At 45.1% G+C, this 17,491-nt stretch carries 15 protein-coding genes; 5 read left to right on the forward strand and 10 right to left on the reverse strand.

Going from position 1 to position 17,491, the window contains the following annotated elements:
• The first annotated feature begins 3 nt into the window (after positions 1-3).
• Together DR864_RS20175 and DR864_RS20180 are read left to right on the forward strand one after the other, a co-directional pair.
• On the forward strand, positions 4-795 hold the full coding sequence (locus DR864_RS20175) for a metallophosphoesterase family protein (RefSeq protein WP_114068666.1): 792 nt from the start codon (positions 4-6) through the stop codon (positions 793-795).
• Between the two features lie 107 nt (positions 796-902).
• Complete coding sequence (locus DR864_RS20180) at positions 903-2,129, forward strand: 4-hydroxy-3-methylbut-2-enyl diphosphate reductase (protein WP_114068667.1); 1,227 nt, start codon at positions 903-905, stop codon at positions 2,127-2,129.
• A gap of 76 nt (positions 2,130-2,205) precedes the next feature.
• Here DR864_RS20180 and fcl read toward each other — a convergent pair whose 3' ends face one another.
• The 3 genes from fcl to DR864_RS20195 form a co-directional block, all read right to left on the reverse strand.
• Positions 2,206-3,147 carry a GDP-L-fucose synthase gene (gene fcl, locus DR864_RS20185; protein ID WP_114068668.1) on the reverse strand — a complete coding sequence of 314 codons (942 nt, stop codon included), beginning with the start codon at positions 3,145-3,147 and terminating at the stop codon, positions 2,206-2,208.
• Between the two features lie 61 nt (positions 3,148-3,208).
• Entirely contained in the window at positions 3,209-3,979 is a 771-nt protein-coding gene (locus DR864_RS20190; RefSeq protein ID WP_114068669.1) for a LytR/AlgR family response regulator transcription factor, read from the reverse strand.
• 103 nt (positions 3,980-4,082) lie between these two features.
• Positions 4,083-5,114, reverse strand: a complete 1,032-nt coding sequence (locus tag DR864_RS20195; protein ID WP_229599426.1) for a sensor histidine kinase — start codon at positions 5,112-5,114, stop codon at positions 4,083-4,085.
• 195 nt (positions 5,115-5,309) lie between these two features.
• Here DR864_RS20195 and DR864_RS20200 point away from each other — a divergent pair, with 195 nt between their 5' ends.
• Entirely contained in the window at positions 5,310-5,834 is a 525-nt protein-coding gene (locus DR864_RS20200; protein WP_114070382.1) for a gamma carbonic anhydrase family protein, read from the forward strand.
• Here DR864_RS20200 and DR864_RS20205 read toward each other — a convergent pair.
• Positions 5,827-6,408 carry a Uma2 family endonuclease gene (locus DR864_RS20205; protein ID WP_114068670.1) on the reverse strand — a complete coding sequence of 194 codons (582 nt, stop codon included), beginning with the start codon at positions 6,406-6,408 and terminating at the stop codon, positions 5,827-5,829. The two genes, DR864_RS20200 and DR864_RS20205, sit on opposite strands and share 8 nt — an antisense overlap.
• Before the next feature lie 82 nt (positions 6,409-6,490).
• Here DR864_RS20205 and DR864_RS20210 point away from each other — a divergent pair, with 82 nt between their 5' ends.
• Positions 6,491-8,566 (forward strand): S9 family peptidase, encoded by a 2,076-nt coding sequence (locus DR864_RS20210; protein ID WP_114068671.1) that lies wholly within the window; start codon positions 6,491-6,493, stop codon positions 8,564-8,566.
• Between the two features lie 89 nt (positions 8,567-8,655).
• On the opposite strand, the gene DR864_RS20215 is transcribed toward DR864_RS20210, so the two are convergent.
• The 3 genes from DR864_RS20215 to recQ are packed head-to-tail and all read right to left on the reverse strand — an operon-like array spanning position 8,656 to position 11,506.
• Entirely contained in the window at positions 8,656-9,012 is a 357-nt protein-coding gene (locus tag DR864_RS20215; protein WP_114068672.1) for a helix-turn-helix domain-containing protein, read from the reverse strand.
• Positions 9,005-9,310: a type II toxin-antitoxin system HigB family toxin gene (locus tag DR864_RS20220; RefSeq protein WP_114068673.1), complete on the reverse strand. Its 306-nt coding sequence runs from the start codon at positions 9,308-9,310 to the stop codon at positions 9,005-9,007. Before DR864_RS20220 ends, DR864_RS20215 begins: the two co-directional genes overlap by 8 nt.
• Before the next feature lie 48 nt (positions 9,311-9,358).
• Positions 9,359-11,506 carry a DNA helicase RecQ gene (gene recQ / locus DR864_RS20225; RefSeq protein WP_114068674.1) on the reverse strand — a complete coding sequence of 716 codons (2,148 nt, stop codon included), beginning with the start codon at positions 11,504-11,506 and terminating at the stop codon, positions 9,359-9,361.
• A 168-nt stretch (positions 11,507-11,674) separates the two neighbouring features.
• On the opposite strand from recQ, the gene DR864_RS20230 reads away from it, so the two are divergent.
• Positions 11,675-12,508 (forward strand): hypothetical protein, encoded by an 834-nt coding sequence (locus tag DR864_RS20230; RefSeq protein ID WP_114068675.1) that lies wholly within the window; start codon positions 11,675-11,677, stop codon positions 12,506-12,508.
• Between the two features lie 180 nt (positions 12,509-12,688).
• On the opposite strand, the gene DR864_RS20235 is transcribed toward DR864_RS20230, so the two are convergent.
• The 3 genes from DR864_RS20235 to DR864_RS20245 all read right to left on the reverse strand — a co-directional run bounded on the left by DR864_RS20235 (position 12,689) and on the right by DR864_RS20245 (position 17,454).
• The gene (locus DR864_RS20235) at positions 12,689-13,537 is read right to left on the reverse strand and encodes an HIT family protein (RefSeq protein ID WP_114068676.1); all 849 of its coding nucleotides are present in this window, start codon (positions 13,535-13,537) and stop codon (positions 12,689-12,691) included.
• On the reverse strand, positions 13,519-14,637 hold the full coding sequence (locus tag DR864_RS20240) for a DUF8808 domain-containing protein (protein WP_114068677.1): 1,119 nt from the start codon (positions 14,635-14,637) through the stop codon (positions 13,519-13,521). Before DR864_RS20240 ends, DR864_RS20235 begins: the two co-directional genes overlap by 19 nt.
• Before the next feature lie 285 nt (positions 14,638-14,922).
• Positions 14,923-17,454: a glycosyl hydrolase gene (locus DR864_RS20245; protein WP_229599427.1), complete on the reverse strand. Its 2,532-nt coding sequence runs from the start codon at positions 17,452-17,454 to the stop codon at positions 14,923-14,925.
• Positions 17,455-17,491 lie beyond the last annotated feature (37 nt).

The raw sequence follows: 17,491 nt of genomic DNA on the forward strand, positions 1-17,491 counted from the left end.
ACTATGCTGCGTCGTCGAGAATTTCTCCAACTTTCGGTTGGATTGCTGGCCTTTGGATGCCAAAAACCTGCGGCCAAATCGGCCAAAAATCTACGTTTTGCCGTTGCGTCCGACGGGCATTATGGGCAGCCCAAAACTGATTTTAAGCTCTATCACGAAAATATCATTAAGAATCTGCAAAAAGAACATTCCGAAAGACGGCTCGATTTTGTGGTTTTTAACGGAGATTTATTTCACGACAATGTAGACTTTTTGCCCGACGTAAAGAAAGTTTTTGATAGCCTTGGTCTTCCTTATTACGTGACGCGCGGCAACCACGATCACGTAACACCCGAGCAATGGCGCACTACCTGGGGCTACGACCTCAATCATGCGGTTGAAATAGGGAAAAACGCCATCATTCTGGCCGACACTTCCAACATAAAAGGCGAATACCTTTGCCCCGATATTCCGTGGATAGACAAGCAGTTGGCGGGTTTTACCAAGAAGGAAAATGTGTTTTTATTTATGCACATTCCCGCTAAAATGTGGTCTGAACACGGTACAGAGTGTCCAGAATTGGAAAAAATGCTTGGGAAATACCCAAATTTGAAAGCCATGTTTCATGGGCACGACCATGCCATTGATATGGGAAAAACCACTTCCAAGCCCGCGTTTTTCGACGGTCATTATGGTGGAAACTGGGGGGTATCCTACCGTGGATACCGAATTGTGGAGACGCAGGCCGACAACAAATGCTACACGTACCAGTTCAATCCAGAGGCTCAAACCAAGGTAAATGAGCAGGTATTTTGAGGAATTGGTGAAACAAAGCAGAAATGTAGCGTGTTATATATACGTTCGTTGTAATTTTGCAACGAAACGATTCTTTTTCAACGAACGCGTAATTCTGCTCCAACAGCATGAAGACCTTCCACATACCTGATTTTTATCGCAGTCGCATCATTACGCCGATCAAAGAGCTGCGTCGGAAAAACGATAAGCTTAAACGCGATTTTTCGCCAACGGTGCTTGATTTTGGCCCCGTGAAGTTTCTGATTGCGCGGCACTTTGGGTTTTGTTATGGCGTCGAAAATGCCATCGAGATTGCTTATAAAGCGATTGCTGACAACCCTGGCAAGCGCATTTTTTTATTGAGCGAAATGATTCACAATCCCGACGTAAATCGGGACTTGTTGGAAAGAGGAGTTAGGTTTTTAATGGAAACCACTGGTCGGCAGATTATCCCGTGGGAAGCACTACACCCCGAAGATATCGTGATAGTGCCAGCGTTTGGAACCACCGTCGAAATCCAAAATCGGTTGAGGTTGTTGGGGATTGATGCTTATCAATACGATACTACATGCCCGTTTGTGGAAAAAGTATGGAACCGCGCTACCCAAATCGGCCAAAAAAACTATACTATCATTGTACACGGAAAACCGCTGCACGAAGAAACCCGTGCCACGTTTTCGCACAGCAAAGAAAATGCCCCGACCGTGGTGGTTAAAAACCTGAAACAGGCTGAGCGATTGGCGAGATACATTACGGGAGAAGGATCAAAAGAAGATTTTTTCGAAGAGTTCCGAGGGCAATATTCGGTCGGGTTTGACCCTGAACAGGATTTACAACGCATCGGTGTTGTTAATCAAACCACGATGTTGGCCTCTGATACGCAGGGTATTGCCGATTATCTCAAAGGGGTAATGATACAGCATTACCAACTGGCGCCGCAGCAAGTAGAAGAGCATTTTGCCAACACTCGTGACACACTTTGCTACGCCACCAATGATAATCAAGACGCAACCTACGCTTTACTGAAACACGAAGCCGATTTCGTGCTGGTGGCAGGTGGTTATAACAGTTCTAATACGTCGCACATTGTAGAATTGTGCGAACAAAAACTACCGACTTACTTTATTGAGTCAGACAATAAAATACTCAGCAACACCCTCATCAAGCACTATAATCTCCATAAAAAAAAGGAGGAAGTGACCGAAAATTTTATTCCTCAAAAGGAGCAGGTGACGGTGATGCTTACCTGCGGTGCTTCGTGTCCCGACGCGATTATTGAAGGAGTTTTGACTAGAGTAGTGTCGTTCTTTCCCGAAGCGAAGCCCATCGACGAAGTCGTGGGGGAGTTGGTATGATGGTAGGTGAAAATGCTTTCAAAACCAATAAAAGATATTAACAAAATTGCCCCGCTTTTCTGGCGGGGCAATTTTGTTAAACAGCGTATTCTTCGACTTTGGATAAGAAATCCTGATACGTAATTCGGATTCCTTCTTCGAGGTCGTATTTATGTTTCCAACCCATGCTGTGCAATCGGCCCACATCCATGAGTTTGCGGGGCGTGCCGTCGGGTTTGTCGGTATTCCAGTGCAGTGCACCTTCGTAGCCTACCGTTTCTTTGATAAGCTCGGCGAGGTTTTTGATTGAGATGTCTTCTCCTACGCCGATGTTTACAAACTGTTCACCATCGTAGGTTTTCATCAGGTAGACGCAGGCATCGGCCAAATCATCGGCGTGCAAAAATTCCCGAAGCGGCGAGCCCGTTCCCCACAGTTCAACGAAAGGCTTGCCTTCCACCTTGGCTTCATGAAACTTCCGAATCATGGCGGGCAGCACGTGCGAGTTGTTGAGGTCGTAGTTGTCGTTGGGCCCGTAGAGGTTTGTTGGCATGGCCGAAATAAAATTGCAGCCGTACTGTTTGCGATAACTCTCGCACATCTTGATGCCCGTAATCTTCGCGATGGCGTAGGGCTCATTGGTGTATTCAAGCGTCCCTGTCAACAGATAATCCTCTTTGAGGGGCTGGGGAGCCATTTTAGGATAAATACACGACGAACCCAAAAACATCAGTTTTTTCACCCCTGTGAGGTATGAATTGTGGATGATGTTATTTTGAATCTGTAAATTATCGTACAAAAACTCGGCACGATAGACGTTGTTGGCCATGATGCCACCTACCTTAGCCGCCGCCAAAAAGACGTAGTCGGGGCGTTCGGTCTCGAAAAATTCACTTACAGCTTGTTGATTACGCAAATCCAGTTCACGTGAGGTGCGAACTACTATATTTTCATAACGTTCGGCTTGCAAGCGTCGTACAAGCGCCGAGCCCACCATTCCTCGGTGACCGGCAACATATATTTTAGCAGTGCTCTCCATTCCACAAAGTTAAACCATTTTGGTAAAAAACAGAGGTGATTGCCTAAAAAATGACACCCGTTTATAGCTCAAACCAAATCCGAAACTGCGCAGCTTTGTCTTTGCTGATGATAATTTCTTCTTTGACAGGTACGGTAAGCGACAACTCTATTTTGCCCGAATAATGCGTTCGATAGCTTTCTAGTGCTTCTTTTCTGACGATGTATTGTCGATTGGCCCGTATAAATTGGGTCGGGTCGAGTAGGTCTTCTATCTCATCGAGCGATTGATAATCCGTAATCAGGCGCTGATTATCGATTGTAACAAGCCATATTACTTCTTCCCTCACAAAATAAGCTACCCGCGTTTCAGCTACGGCCACCACCGCCCGCTGATAATGCGCCGTAAAACGATGTTTGTATTGTTTTGTGGCTCGATGTTCCAAATCATGCAGTAAATCCCGTAATTGGTGAGAGAAAACTTCTTTATCGGGTGTGTTTTGCCAGCGGCCAAATTTTTCAAAAGCAGATTTAAGGTCTTGTTTGTCAATGGGTTTTAGTAAATAATCAATACTGTTGACCTTAAAAGCGCGAATGGCATATTCGTCATAGGCGGTGGTAAATATAATGGGACACGATACTTTCAATTCATGAAAAATATCAAAGCTAACGCCATCGGCCAATTGAATGTCGGCCAAAATAAGGTCAGGTTCAGGGTTTTGTTTAAACCAGTTTAACGCAGCTTCTACACTGACCAGCGGTCCCACCAGGGTTGCCTGCGGCAGGAGCTCTCGGACCAGTTTTTCCAGATTTTTGGCCACCAACGGCTCATCTTCAAGCATTAATATTTGCATACTTCAGGTTTTAATGAGTTTTAAAAGAAGTAGGAAATAAGAATTATGAAGTTGTAAATACTACGATTACCTCTTAATTCCTGCTTCTTACCTCTGTGTTCACTCAGGCAATCAAAGGTATATACGCAACAAATTTTCCGTTGTGGATGACCGTCTCAAAAGGCTTGTCGGTCAGGAATTTATACAAATTTTTAAGGTTTTGTAGTCCCTGCCCATTGGAGGTTTCCACCTGTTTTTTGGGTTGAATATTATTTTCAACTTTTAAATACTGTTCATCCGAACAAATTTGGATGGTGAGCGGGTGAACCGCACTGACGATATTATGTTTGAGTGCGTTTTCAATCAAAATTTGAAGCGTAACGGGCGTTATTTTCTTTTCAAGACTTTCGTTCGAAATCTGAAAATCAATCGTCAGAGAGGTCTCAAAACGTGTTTGAAGCAAAAAAACGTAGTTTTTTATAAAATCAATTTCGGTATAAAGTGGTACCAATCCTTTGTCTTTATGTTGTAAAACATACCTAAATACCTTCGAAAGCTGTTGCAAAAACTGCCGCGCTAAGTCGGGGTTTTCCTGAATCAGGCTGTCCAATGACGTCAGGCTGTTGAATAGAAAGTGAGGATTTAGCTGGTTTTTTAAATTATCAAACTGTACTTGTGATTTTTCTTTTTCGAGGTGAATGGCCCGGGTGGCGTTTTCCCGCCACTTATGAAACAAATAATCGGAGAGGTGCAGCACGTTGATGAGTAGGACGACCAAAAATTGGGCGAAATACCCCGCTACTTTGGCCAAATCAGTGTATTGTTGGGCAATCAGAGAACTGAAAGGGAAAAGGGACATTACCCATGAGACAGTAACTCCCGATACTACCAAAACAAAAACGAATGTCAGTAATACTTGTGGAATCATGCGCATGATGATTCCGTTTTCGTAGGGGAAAAAGGAGTCGAAAAAATGGTGGAGTTTACTGAAAAAAAACCACGAGACAATCATAACCGAGCCCGAAACAAGGGCGAGAAATAGGTTGGCCTGCCAAGGTATTTTAAAAACGTACCACCGCATCAGAAAGGCGCATACAATCAGAAATGTGATGACGACGATGAAGATTCGCGTTTTGGACGCAAGCGGATTTGACATACTTTGATTTTTTCTCAAAGAAAGATAGTGAAACAGGATTGTCCAATTTTTAATGTTTGAAACCGTCAAAAACCAATAAGAAACGGAAATAAAACCGATTGACTGCTATCTTTGCGTTTAATGTCGGAGAAAGGAAAACGGAGAAAAAGGAACAAGCAAATCGAAAACTGGCAATCACAAATCGACACTGGAAAAATGGCTCTTATAAAATCTGTGCGCGGTGCAACTCCCCAATATGGTCCTAACTGTTGGTTTGCCGATAACGCCACCGTTGTAGGTGAAGTCATCATGGGAGATTATTGCACAGTTTGGTTCAATGCCGTGGTACGAGGCGATGTCAATACCATTCAAATGGGCGATTACGTCAACATTCAGGACGGCGCCGTGATTCATTGTACCTATCAAAAAACCAAAACCATCATCGGCAACCACGTTTCTATTGCCCATAACGCCATTGTTCATGGGTGTACCATTGAAGATAAAGTACTGATTGGGATGGGGGCGATTGTAATGGATGGGGTACACGTTGGCACAGGCTCAATCATTGCCGCTGGGGCGGTGGTAACCCAAGGAAAAATAATTCCGCCGGGTACGATTTGGGCGGGTAACCCCGCCAAATACCTCAAAGACGTAACGCCCGACTTAGGTGAGGTGTTTATGCGCACCGCCAATAATTATGTGATGTACGCGGGGTGGTTCAAGGAGGAAAATACTATCTGAAAACTTTTTCTAATTCCGCCTCAAATCCCTCAAAAATCACCGATTGAGCGGGAGATTTGTCATAAATTCCGCCTAATTGGTATTGGTCGTTTTCGAGATAATAGACCTGTATCGCCTTTTCGCTCGGGATGGCAATCCAGTATTCACGGACCCCTGCTTTTTCGTACCAGTTAAACTTTTCGTTGAAGTCTTTTTTATACGTTGATGTAGAAGTGATTTCCACGATTAAATCGGGTGCACCTAGACAACCGTCTTCATCCAATTTGGATTCCTCACAAATCACACAAATATCAGGCTGCACTACGGTATAGATTTTCTCTGGGAAACGATCATTTCCAATGGGTAAACGTACATCGAACGGCGCTTCAAAAATGGTACAGGGCTTTCCGTCAAAGTGTGTACGTAAAATATAAGATAATTGACCCGATACCCATTGATGCACCATTTTCGGAGCTGGCGACATTCGGTAGATTTTTCCTTTGATAATCTCTACCTGCTCATCAAATCGCCATTTCAGGTAATCAGCGTAGGTATACGTGCCGTTTGGGTCAAGCGAATGGATGTCAGTAATCATTGCGTTAGTTTTTAACAAAATTACCGTATTTCCGGGAAGATATTGTAATTTTCAGCGTTAAAAACACTCTTTCTTAATCGCTATGTCCCAACGTCAGACCTCTTTACAACCGCCTAAAGCCCCCAAGATTCCGCACCGATTTGAATTACACAATGATGTCAGAACCGACGACTATTATTGGCTTCGTGAGCGTGAAAGTGCCCAGGTAATCGACTACCTGAATGCCGAAAATGCCTACACGGAAGCCGTTTTGGCGCCCGTCGGTGAGCTGCGGGAGAAGTTGTTTCTGGAGATGAAGGCCCGCATCAAAGAAGAAGATGAATCGGTGCCGTATAAGGTTGGGAATTACTACTATTATTATCGCTATGAACACGGCGGCGAATACCCCGTGTATTGTCGTAAGCGGGAGTCGTTGGCCGCAGCAGAAGAGATTATGCTCAATATCAACGAATTGGCCAAAGGCTATTCGTACTATAACGCCACCTTTCCCGAGATAGCTGATAATGAGGAAATTGCGGCTTTTGGCGAAGATACCGTCAGCCGTAGGCTATACACTTTGAAATTTAAAAACCTTACTACGGGCGAGATGTATCCCGATGCCGTACCCGATACCGAAGGAGGAAACTACGCGTGGGCGGCCGATAATCAAACGATTTTTTATATCAGAAAACACACCGCTACGCTTTTGGGCTTTCAGGTTTGGCGGCATCGGCTCGGTACCGATGTGAGTGAAGATGTATTGGTGTATGAAGAGTCGGACGACCAGTTTTATCTAGGGCTGTTTCGGATGAAATCAAAGAAGTACATCGCCATTGTATCGGATCAAAATGGGGTTTCGACTGAGTATCAACTCTTAAAGGCTGACGAGCCTGCGGGGGCGTGCGTTTCATTTTTGCCGCGCCAACGCGGTCACGAATATTTTATTGAGCATTTAGACGAGGCTTTTTATGTTCGTACCAACCTCGGTGGGGCCACCAATTTTAAGCTGATGTCGGTGCCAGAAACTCATCACGGAGATTTAACGCAATGGCGTGAGCTCATCGCGCACCGGCCCGATGTGTATCTGGAAGGGCTGGAAGCTTTTCAGCATCATTTGGTATTGCAAGAAAGGGGCGAAGGATTGCTCAAAATTCGAATCATCAACCAAAAAACACAGGTTGAGCACTATCTAAACTTCGGAGAGCCTGCTTATACGGCCTATTTGAGTAATAATCCCGATTTTAATACCACCGTGTTACGCTACGGGTATACGTCGCTCACGACCCCTAATAGTACCTTTGATTACGACATGGATTCTCAAGCGCGTGTTCTGCTTAAACAGCAGGAAGTGTTGGGCGATTTTAACAAAGAAGACTACCAAACTGAACGGCTTTTTGCCACCGCTCGCGACGGAGCCTTGATTCCGATATCAATTGTGTACAAAAAAGGCTTTCAAAAAGATGGGAAAGCGCCACTTTTGCAATATTCCTACGGCTCCTACGGCTATTCCATGGACCCCACGTTCAGCGCGGGGCGTTTGAGTTTGTTGAACCGAGGATTTGCCTTTGCCATTGCGCACATTCGCGGCGGGCATGAAATGGGCCGGGCGTGGTACGAAAGCGGTAAAATGCTCCAAAAGAAAAATACTTTTACCGATTTTATTGATTGCTCTGAGTTCTTAATTCAATCCAAATGGACCTCGCCAGAAGGGCTTTTTGCCATGGGCGGCAGTGCGGGCGGGCTATTGATGGGGGCGGTAGTCAACATGGCACCACAATTGTACAAAGGCGTGGTGGCGCAGGTGCCTTTTGTGGACGTGGTCACGACCATGCTCGACGAAACCATTCCACTCACCACGGGCGAATACGAAGAATGGGGAAATCCCAACGAAAAAATCTATTACGACTACATGAAATCCTACAGCCCTTACGACAATGTAGTGGCGCAGGAGTATCCCAATATGTTGGTGACGACAGGCCTACACGACTCTCAGGTGCAGTATTGGGAGCCAGCTAAGTGGATTGCCAAGCTGCGCGAACTCAAAACCGATGAGCATCAACTTCTGCTTCACTGCGATATGGAAGCGGGCCACGGCGGCGCATCAGGACGATTTAAGCGCCTGAAAGACATTGCCTTGGAATATGCCTTTATGCTGAACTTGTTGGGGATAAGGGAGTAACGCAGATAGTTTAAACTCGTCAGTTGAGATTCAGGCTGACGAGTTTTTAAATTTTACGTTCGTGATAGACTATCAGGGCAATTTTTGTTTTACAAAACAGGAATTAAAAAATTGATTGGGATATTCAGCCCTTTACTTAAACGTTGAATCATCGTCACTGTCAATTCTTGTCGGTGATTTAAAACCTTCGATACTTTCGTTTTATCGCCGATGTAAGGAATTAAGTCTTTTTGTTTCAGGTTTTCCTGTTCCATTTTGAATTTCAAAAAGGCGATAGGGTCACTGGACTGCATGGGTACATGAATACTCTCATAGGCCTCAATCAGTGTTACCAGCATATCCATTTCATCCCCTTCTACTGAACCTTTTTGCGGCCTTAGTTTCATCAACTCTCGTACTTTTTTCAGAGCCATTTTGTAGTGGTTCTCACTTTCAAGGTTATCCATTGTATTCTATAGTTGTCACATCAATTTTATCATATTCCTTATGGGTTCCAATCCATATAATAAACACAAACTGATAGTTATAGTCTATTTCTGTAACTAAGCGGTAAGCGTTGCCTTTAATATTAAAAACCACTCGGTTATTTGCTACAATACTGGCATTTCCGTACGTTTTTTTTACTTCATTTGGTGAGGTCCAAGCTGCTCCTTTCGTAGTATTATACCAATCTAACAAGGGAAATTCAGCTGTTGGATTCATAAGCCAAAAATCCCGCAGAGTACTTTTTGCAATAATTCGCATATCAAAAATAAACAATGGTTGCTAAATTCGCAACTTTTAGCGTTTTTATTATTTCCCTTTCTCCCAAATCGCCAGCGCAATGCGCAGTTTATAGTATTCATATTGGCCTTCCAGTTGCTCAAACAAAGGTTTTAACGCTGCACCAGGTGTTACTTGTAGCAAGTCGGCGGCTTCGGTGATGGTTCGGTATTCATTTTTGGTGAGGTATTGCCACACATCCACTTCGTAGCCATCTTCGTACAGCTTGGCCAAGTGCGAATACACCGTCAATTCGTTGAGGTTTCGGCGTTGGGCAATCTGGCTCGGCGTCAACCCCTGCTTGTACAAATCGTGGGTTTCGATGTAAGTCATGCCGTTGACGATGCGCGTACCGGGCTGGGTTTTGGAACGGGCGTATTCCAGAATCTCGTTGATAAAGGCTTCGCCGTAGTGCGAAAACTTGGTTTCTCCCACGCCCGAAACCTGCAACATTTGAAAACGATTAATGGGGCGTTTTTCGGCCATATCAGAGAGTGTTGCATCTGAAAACACCACAAACGGTGGCACGTTCAGCTCGTCGGCCAACTGCTTCCGCACCTTTCGTAACCGCTCAAACAGTTCATCGCGAATGACCTCCTTCTTGGTTTTTACGGGTTCGGCGGTTTCTTCCTGACGCTTGCGTTTTTCTTCGTATGATTCAAATCGTACCAATTGCACCTTGCGCTCGCCGCGTAGCACCTGCCACGAAGTTTCGTTGAGTTTAAGTGAGTGTGCTTCGTCATAGGCCACGTCCATCACGCCCGAGTTGAGCATTTGGGTGAGGTAGTCGGCCCATTCTTCGGCGCGCAGTTCGCGGCCCGCGCCAAAGGTCTTGATGCGGTCGTAGCCGCGCTCGGTCACGTTGCGGTTGTGCGAGCCGCGCAGTACGTCAACCAACAAGCCCATCGCAATTTTCTGGTCGGTGCGCGCTATGGCCGACAGTGCCTTTTGGGCGGCCAGCGTCGCGTCAAATTTGGAGCGGGGATTGCGGCATACGTCGCAGTTGCCGCAGTCGCGGTCGACGGCCTCGTTGAAATAACTCAACAAAATGCGCCGCCGACAGTGGTCGGCTTCGGCGTATTGCTTCATGCGATCGAGCTTGGCAAACTGAATATCTTTGAGGTGTTGGGGCAACTCCGAGCTTTCAATCATATCGCGGCGCATCATCCAATCGGCAAAGCTATAAAACAGCATCGTGTCGGATTTAAGTCCGTCGCGGCCCGCGCGGCCTATTTCCTGATAAAAACTCTCGACGTTGCTGGGCATGTTGTAGTGCATGATCCAGCGTACGTTCGATTTATCAATCCCCATTCCGAAAGCGATGGTGGCGACCATGATTTGTATATCGTCACGCAAGAAATCGTCCTGCACTTTGGAGCGTTCTTCGGGAGGGAGTTTGGCGTGATAATGCCGCGCGTTGATGCCTTTTGCGCGCAGTTTTTGGGCAATGTCTTCGGTGGTTTTGCGGGCCAGACAGTAAATAATGCCCGACTGATTGGGGTGGTCGTTGATAAATTGCTCAATGACCTTGATTCGGTTGCGCCCGGGCAGCACATTGAGCGAAAGGTTGGGGCGGTCAAAAGAAGCCTCAAACACCCGCGCTTCTGGAATGCCCAATTGCTTCAGGACATCCCGCCGCGTCACGCGGTCGGCGGTGGCCGTCAGTGCCACCATAGGCACGTGCCGAAACGCCGCCTTTAGAATGTGCAACTGCGTGTATTCTGGACGAAAGTCATGCCCCCAAACCGATACGCAGTGAGATTCGTCTACGGCAAAAAGATTGATGTTCAATGACCTAATGAAGTCCAGCGAGCCAGAGGCAAAAAGCTTTTCTGGCGCAATATAGAGCAGCTTTAGCTCGCCCGCGTGGCATTGTTTTTCGATGGCGTATTGCTCCGAGGTACTCTGGGTACTGTTCAAAAAAGCGGCCTCAATGCCGTTGGCACGGAGGGCTTGGACTTGGTCTTTCATGAGGGCAATCAACGGTGATATCACGAGTGTGATGCCCTCTTTCATTAAGGCGGGCACTTGAAAACACACGGATTTTCCACCACCCGTAGGCATCAGCACCATGCAGTCGTTTCCTGCCGCTATCCAATCAATGATTTCGGATTGTAACGGCCTGAAGGTATCGTATCCAAAGTATTGTTTTAAAATCTGTTCTTTACTCAGCAACATCAGACTATGTACTTTTTGTGGTTTATGAGGGTCTAACACCTTCTTGTATCCCTCATTTTAGGCTCTCCTTTAGGTTAGACGCTATTACTTATTTTATGGTACGGCAAGTAAGGGAAAAGTTGCCTAAAATTGGGTAATTATTCCAAAACCTTTATCTCTTTACCTAAGATGAAAACCTATTTTATGGCTCTTACAACGCTGTTGTGGGGGTATACAGCACTTGCCCAAAAAGTGGCTCTTGTAAGCCTAGAGGACCGCCGTTCTCTCAGTAATTCTTATTTCGGAAACCGTTGTGAAATTGAAATTAAAACGACTGGCGACGAAGTACGTAAATACAAATACGTCAGAATTAAAAATCTCACCAAGGCGATTGATAGTGAAGGTGTTGAGCTTCTCACTGATAAGCAAGATCGGGCCGATTATGCCGAAATTGGCGACGAAAAACTTAAAATTGAGCTTAAAAATCCGCTGCGTAAAGCAACCTCTATCAAAGAAGTTTCGGGGACGTTGGATTTGTATAATCCTACCGAAGCCAACGGCGCGATTGTAAAAGTGGCTAATTTTCAGGCAAAGCCCAACGTCAATTTATTGCCTAAGAAAGCGCCGCTATCCATTGTTTTTTTTACCAAAGAGTCGGTCGAAAAAATGGCCAAAGAACAAAAAGCCGAACGCGAAGCCAAGATGAAACAACTCGACCCCGCCACGCGCGAAATCGCCGCTGGACTCATGGCCTTAGTGGAGGGATTCGGGTCGGGCATGGCGGGAGAGAATGAACTTTCGTTTTACGTAAACGGCGATAACGGCAAACTCGTAGACATTAAAATGGAGGACGAAACGGGCAAAGAAGTACGGCGAAGCGGCCGCTTTATCTCAGGCGAACACCTGCACACCTACAGCTATGATGAGAAACCAACTCCTAAATGGAAACTCAAAATCCTCATCGAAACCCCCGCTTCTGTTAAGTCCGTGCCGTTTAGCTTGAAAGATATTGAATTGCCGTAAGGTGTTGAAATGGCCAAACTGTATTAGGGTTTTACTGCTTTGTCAGATTGTGGACGAAGGTCAGACGACAGTCAGACTGGGTCGCATAGACCGAGTCGCGTAGACCGGGTCGCGTAGACCGGGTCAATGGTGGTATATGGCTTGTAAGGTAATATTTTAGTTTGCAGTTTATTAAGTGTTTTACCGTAAAATAGCCCGAATACCTCCGCTTGGGTTTTTGCAATCGCCGGTATAGCGCGGAATGAGGTGCAGGCTTGCGTGAGGGAATTTTTGCCCGGCACTTTTGCCTATGTTCATGCCTGTGGTGAAGCCGTCAGGTTGAAAGTTGGCTTTGATTCGTTTTTGTACAAAAGTAGAGAGTTGCACCAAGTCTTTTTGTTCTTCAAACGTCAGTTCAAAATAATCGGCCACGTGGCGTTTGGGGACAATCAGTGTATGACCTTTGGCAACAGGATAGCCATCCAGAACCGCGTAACTCAGAGGTGTTTCAGCCAGCAAATGTAATCTTGCTGCAGGTTTACAAAATGGGCATTTTGATTGATTATCAGTGGCTTGGTTAATGTGTTTGTACTCGTAAAACTCGGTATTCTCGTTTAGAAAAATGGAAGTATATGGCAGTTTTACAAAACATTGATAAGTGGGCTTTCCATGCACCTGATGCGTACGAAAACCGTCTTTTTGAATATCGCGACGAACGGCAAAATAGGCTCTGCCCGTAGGTTTGAGCAAACTTGAAATCTGCATCAGCACCGTATTCTGTTCTTCGGGGAAAAGCACATTTAATACATAAAAACAGAGAATGGTATCAAAGGTGTCGGAAGGGTATTGCGGAAAATAATGCGGGTCAAACCCCTGAACATCAAAGCCTTTTTGGTGCAAAAAGTCAACGTCTTTACCAAATCCACAGCCAAAATCTAGAATTTTACCTAATACTGCTTTTTTTTCAATGAGTTTGCGGAGCGGGAAAGAAGGCTTGTCTCTTGGGATTGCTGTAAGATGGCAGAAGCTATTTAGTTTTTGATGTTCCATTCTTCAAAACCCCTAATCGTTATTAAATAATCACATGTTTTTTGTAATTGCTGAATTGCATCTGTTCGCCAATTTTCAAAAGAAGAATCCCCTAAAAGTGATATTTTTATCTCTTTATCAAACCTTGTAGAATTAGTATTATGTAAAAGTTCCCAATAATACAAAATCAGGTTTTTTTGACGCTCAATTAAATTTACTGATGGCAATTTGTCTCTTTTAAGGTTATTAATACTTGGTTTCGCTGGCAGTAAATTCCATAAATCATTATTTTTCAACACTGAAAAAGGAATGACATGGTCAATATCATAATTACTGATTTTGTCACCTGTCCAAACACAAAAAACAGCACCTTCACTTTTCAGCAACTCCTTATATTTCACTTTAGACTCCTTTACATCTCTTTCTGTCACAGGACTTTTTAAAACTTCCTGTAAAACCGTTTGTGTTGATAATAATTTATTTGAAGCACTAACAGAAAATTCAGACCATTTAACGAGAAGAGAGTCTTGTCCTGTAATAAAACTGCCTAAAAGCTTGAATGCTTCATAGTACTCTTTGGAAATCCAGAAGGAGCCAAATGATTGGATTAAATATTCTTTATCAATTTTAACTGACCGTAAACTCGTCTTGACAAGATTAAATTTATAAATGCTATATTCTTCATTTGATATTGAACGCCCAATGTATCGCATAGGCATAGTGACAATTGTATTACGGAGCTTTTTGATGAGTTTAACAAAGACAGGTTGTATATCTTGCGGGATTCCTTTATACTTTAAATCATTATAGAATGCTGAAAATCCACCATATGGTTGATATCTATCTGTAAGTTCTTTAAATGGCCGTTCAAAAGCCAATTGGACATTACCTTGTATTTGTGCAAATGAAATATTTGCTTCGAAAATTGGATAATAATAGACAAGCCATTTTTCTACTAATAGCCACAAAGGGATATAAACCTTATCATCCTTTGAATTAATAAAAGGTGAGTTCTCTTGAATAATATCAATTGTACCTCGAAGGAGAGCAAATTTATAGGTAGTTGTTTTACTATCTCTTTCAATAATTTTATTAATGTTTTTAAATATTTCGTAATTCATAGAAATAAATATTTTGAACCATAAATTACTCAAAAAGTTGATATGACTTAATTATACTCCTACCTAATAGATCTCAAGATTATAATCAACAGTAAATGAGCCACTTAAAGCTATACGTATCAAAAGGATAGGTACGAAGGAGACAAAAAATAAAAAAATCCCCGCCGGCAGGACCAGCGGGGATTTATCTCTCTAACAGCCATAAAAACGAATACGATTAATGTTGTAACCATAATCTGTTATCCAATACGCCTATCAACGGGTGGCCGTTGCAACCGAGACCTATTAATTTTTTGCCGCTTCCAAGGTTATATTGCCCAGCAGCCCCGAAGGCATAGGTGTCCACTTGGCGGCGTTAAACGGTTTGTATTGAATATCTACCATATTGATTTCCTGAAACTTCTTCCATTCGGGCTGCTGCGTGTCGCGCAGGCGCATGTAGTTGGCCGAAAGGTTAGTGACCTCAATGACAATGCGGTTTTGTTTGGTTTTCAGGGTATTGGCGGGAATGTCCAGCCGAAAAGGTAGGCTCCATGCCGTACCGATTTTTTTGCCGTTGAGGGTCACATCAGCCACTTCGCGGACGTCGCCCAAATCCAGTGTCATCTTCTGGGTCGGGCTAAAACCCTTGGGCAAATCGAACGTGAGTGAATAGCGGGCTGTGCCGGAAAAATAACTTGCAGAGTCGGAGAGAGAAGCCCACGAGCCGAGTTGAGTAAGGGTGGTGGCTTTGGGTAAATAGGGTTTGCCTTCAATAAATTCTAATTTCCAATTACCTTGGAGCGGTGCCGTTTTAACCTCGCCGACGTTGGAATCCAAGTTCAAGACCTCGCCGACGTTGGTGTCCAGCATCACAAAGCAGGATTCACCCGAAAGAAGTTTTAAGTACACCTGCGTTTTTCCGCCTTCAATCTTCACGGGCAACAACGTGGTTTTGCCCGTCAGGGGTTGATAAAGGGCTACTTTTTTGGCAGGAGTGGACAGGGTAATCCAGCTCTCGCTGAATTTTTGATCTTGGTTGGCAAGGAAATACACTACCTTGCCGTCCTGCATTTTACGAATATATTTCAGTCCCTCTTTGGCCCAAGTTTCCTGACGAAGATTGGCGGAGGTCAGCAGAATTTCAAGCCCTTGAAGGCTTGGGAAGCTTTGGCCCGTCCACGTTTGGAGCATTTTTTGAAAGGCTTCATTTCGCTCTTTTTGCTCATGAAAACCCGTGGGTTGCTTGGGTAAATGTTCCATAAAAATCACTTTAACGCCCATTTTCTTTAATTCGACCAGTCGCGCCAGCGTGGTTTCGGGTAGGTAAGTAGTGGCGGGAACGAGCAATGTTTTGTACTTGCCCGAAGCGTCAGGTTTGAACTGTTGGAGTTGATTGTCGGAAATAAAATCAAACGCAAAACCATTGTTCCAAAGCCATTCGCTTACCTGCCCAAAAGGCAGTTTCAGCAGCCATTTGTCTACGTGATGGACTTCCAACAGATGGATGCCGCCGCTGGCTCGGGCTTGGGTGGCCCACAAGTCGTGAATGGGAAAGTACACCAGCAGGTCGTTGTCGGGTTGACTGTTCTGCAAAATCGTCTGACAACGCTCTACGTATTGATTCAGCAACGGATAATGTTTCCAAAAGTGCGAATTGATGCCGTAGTTGGTGGAGGCATAAAACAGCCAACCCGGATAGTCGGCATTTTTGGGCGAGTAAGTGGTGCCGTGGTAAAAAATATGGTTGATACCCGCCGTAAACAGCTCATCAAGCTGAGGTTTGATTTGCGAAAGCGACACTTTAAAGTGGTTGGCGAGCCAAGTAGTGGATTCTGAGCTGACGAGTTTCTTGCCCGTCAGGTGCGCTGCCGAGCTGGCAAACTTCATCGCCAGTGGGTTGGGCGTACCGTAGCGGTCTACTTCGTATTGGTCATCTACGCGTAGGCCCTTGATGGGAAAACGGCTGCTGCCAAAGGATTCGGTTTCGGGAATATCCGACAGGGCGTACAAATCCAACAGGTTGCCGGGTGAGCCGTGGGCTTGGTAGCGGGTCACAAAACCTTTTTTTCGCGACCAGTCGGTCCATTTTTTGGCGTAATTCTCCGCCAATAGCTCCGACAGCGTTTGGTGATAATCTATTTTAACCAAGGCCGTGGTTGTATCCGTAAAAGCGGCCCACTGGCTTTGGAGGTCGTAGCCGCGTCGTTTTTTGAATTCATTCAGAAAATCATCCGTCCAGTTGGCACCATACACTTCGTAGGAATCGTTGTACATGGCACGAGGAAGGTCTTTGATGGTGGCAAACGCCGAATCAAAACGCTGAACGTACTTCGGAACGGCATCTACCGCAAACGGGTCGAGCACCAATCCTGCACCGCCGGGCGCGGCACGTTTGACGGCCTGCTTGGTCAACACGCTTTGGAGTTGACCGTTGGTGTACTGCCATTTTTTTGCGGCCATGTCGGGCGTCACATTCGGGCCACCAAAGGGCCAGCCCGTTCCGGTGGTCATATCTACGCCCAGCCCGAGGCGCTTACCTTCGCGCACGGTGTGCGTCAGCATTTGCATCCATTGTGGACTCAGGTACGAAATGGCTTCTTTTTCAAGACCTTTGACGCCGTAAATCGGAATAATGTGTACCCCGCCCAACCCCGCCTTCGCGAAGTTTTCGAGTTGCCACGTGATGTCTTTTTCAGTAACCGTGCTTCCCATCCACCACCAATAGGTCCAGGGTTTGGTGGTATTGGAGACGGGCTGTGGGTTGTTGGTCTGGGCTGTGGTGGATGGCCCCGCCGCCAAGGTAATTAAAAGGCAAAGGGAGATGATTTTTTTCACTTTCTATGGGGTTAATACACCGTTACTTTTTTGCCAA

The sequence above is a fragment of the Runella rosea genome, from assembly GCF_003325355.1.
Taxonomy (GTDB): Bacteria; Bacteroidota; Bacteroidia; order Cytophagales; family Spirosomataceae; genus Runella; species Runella rosea.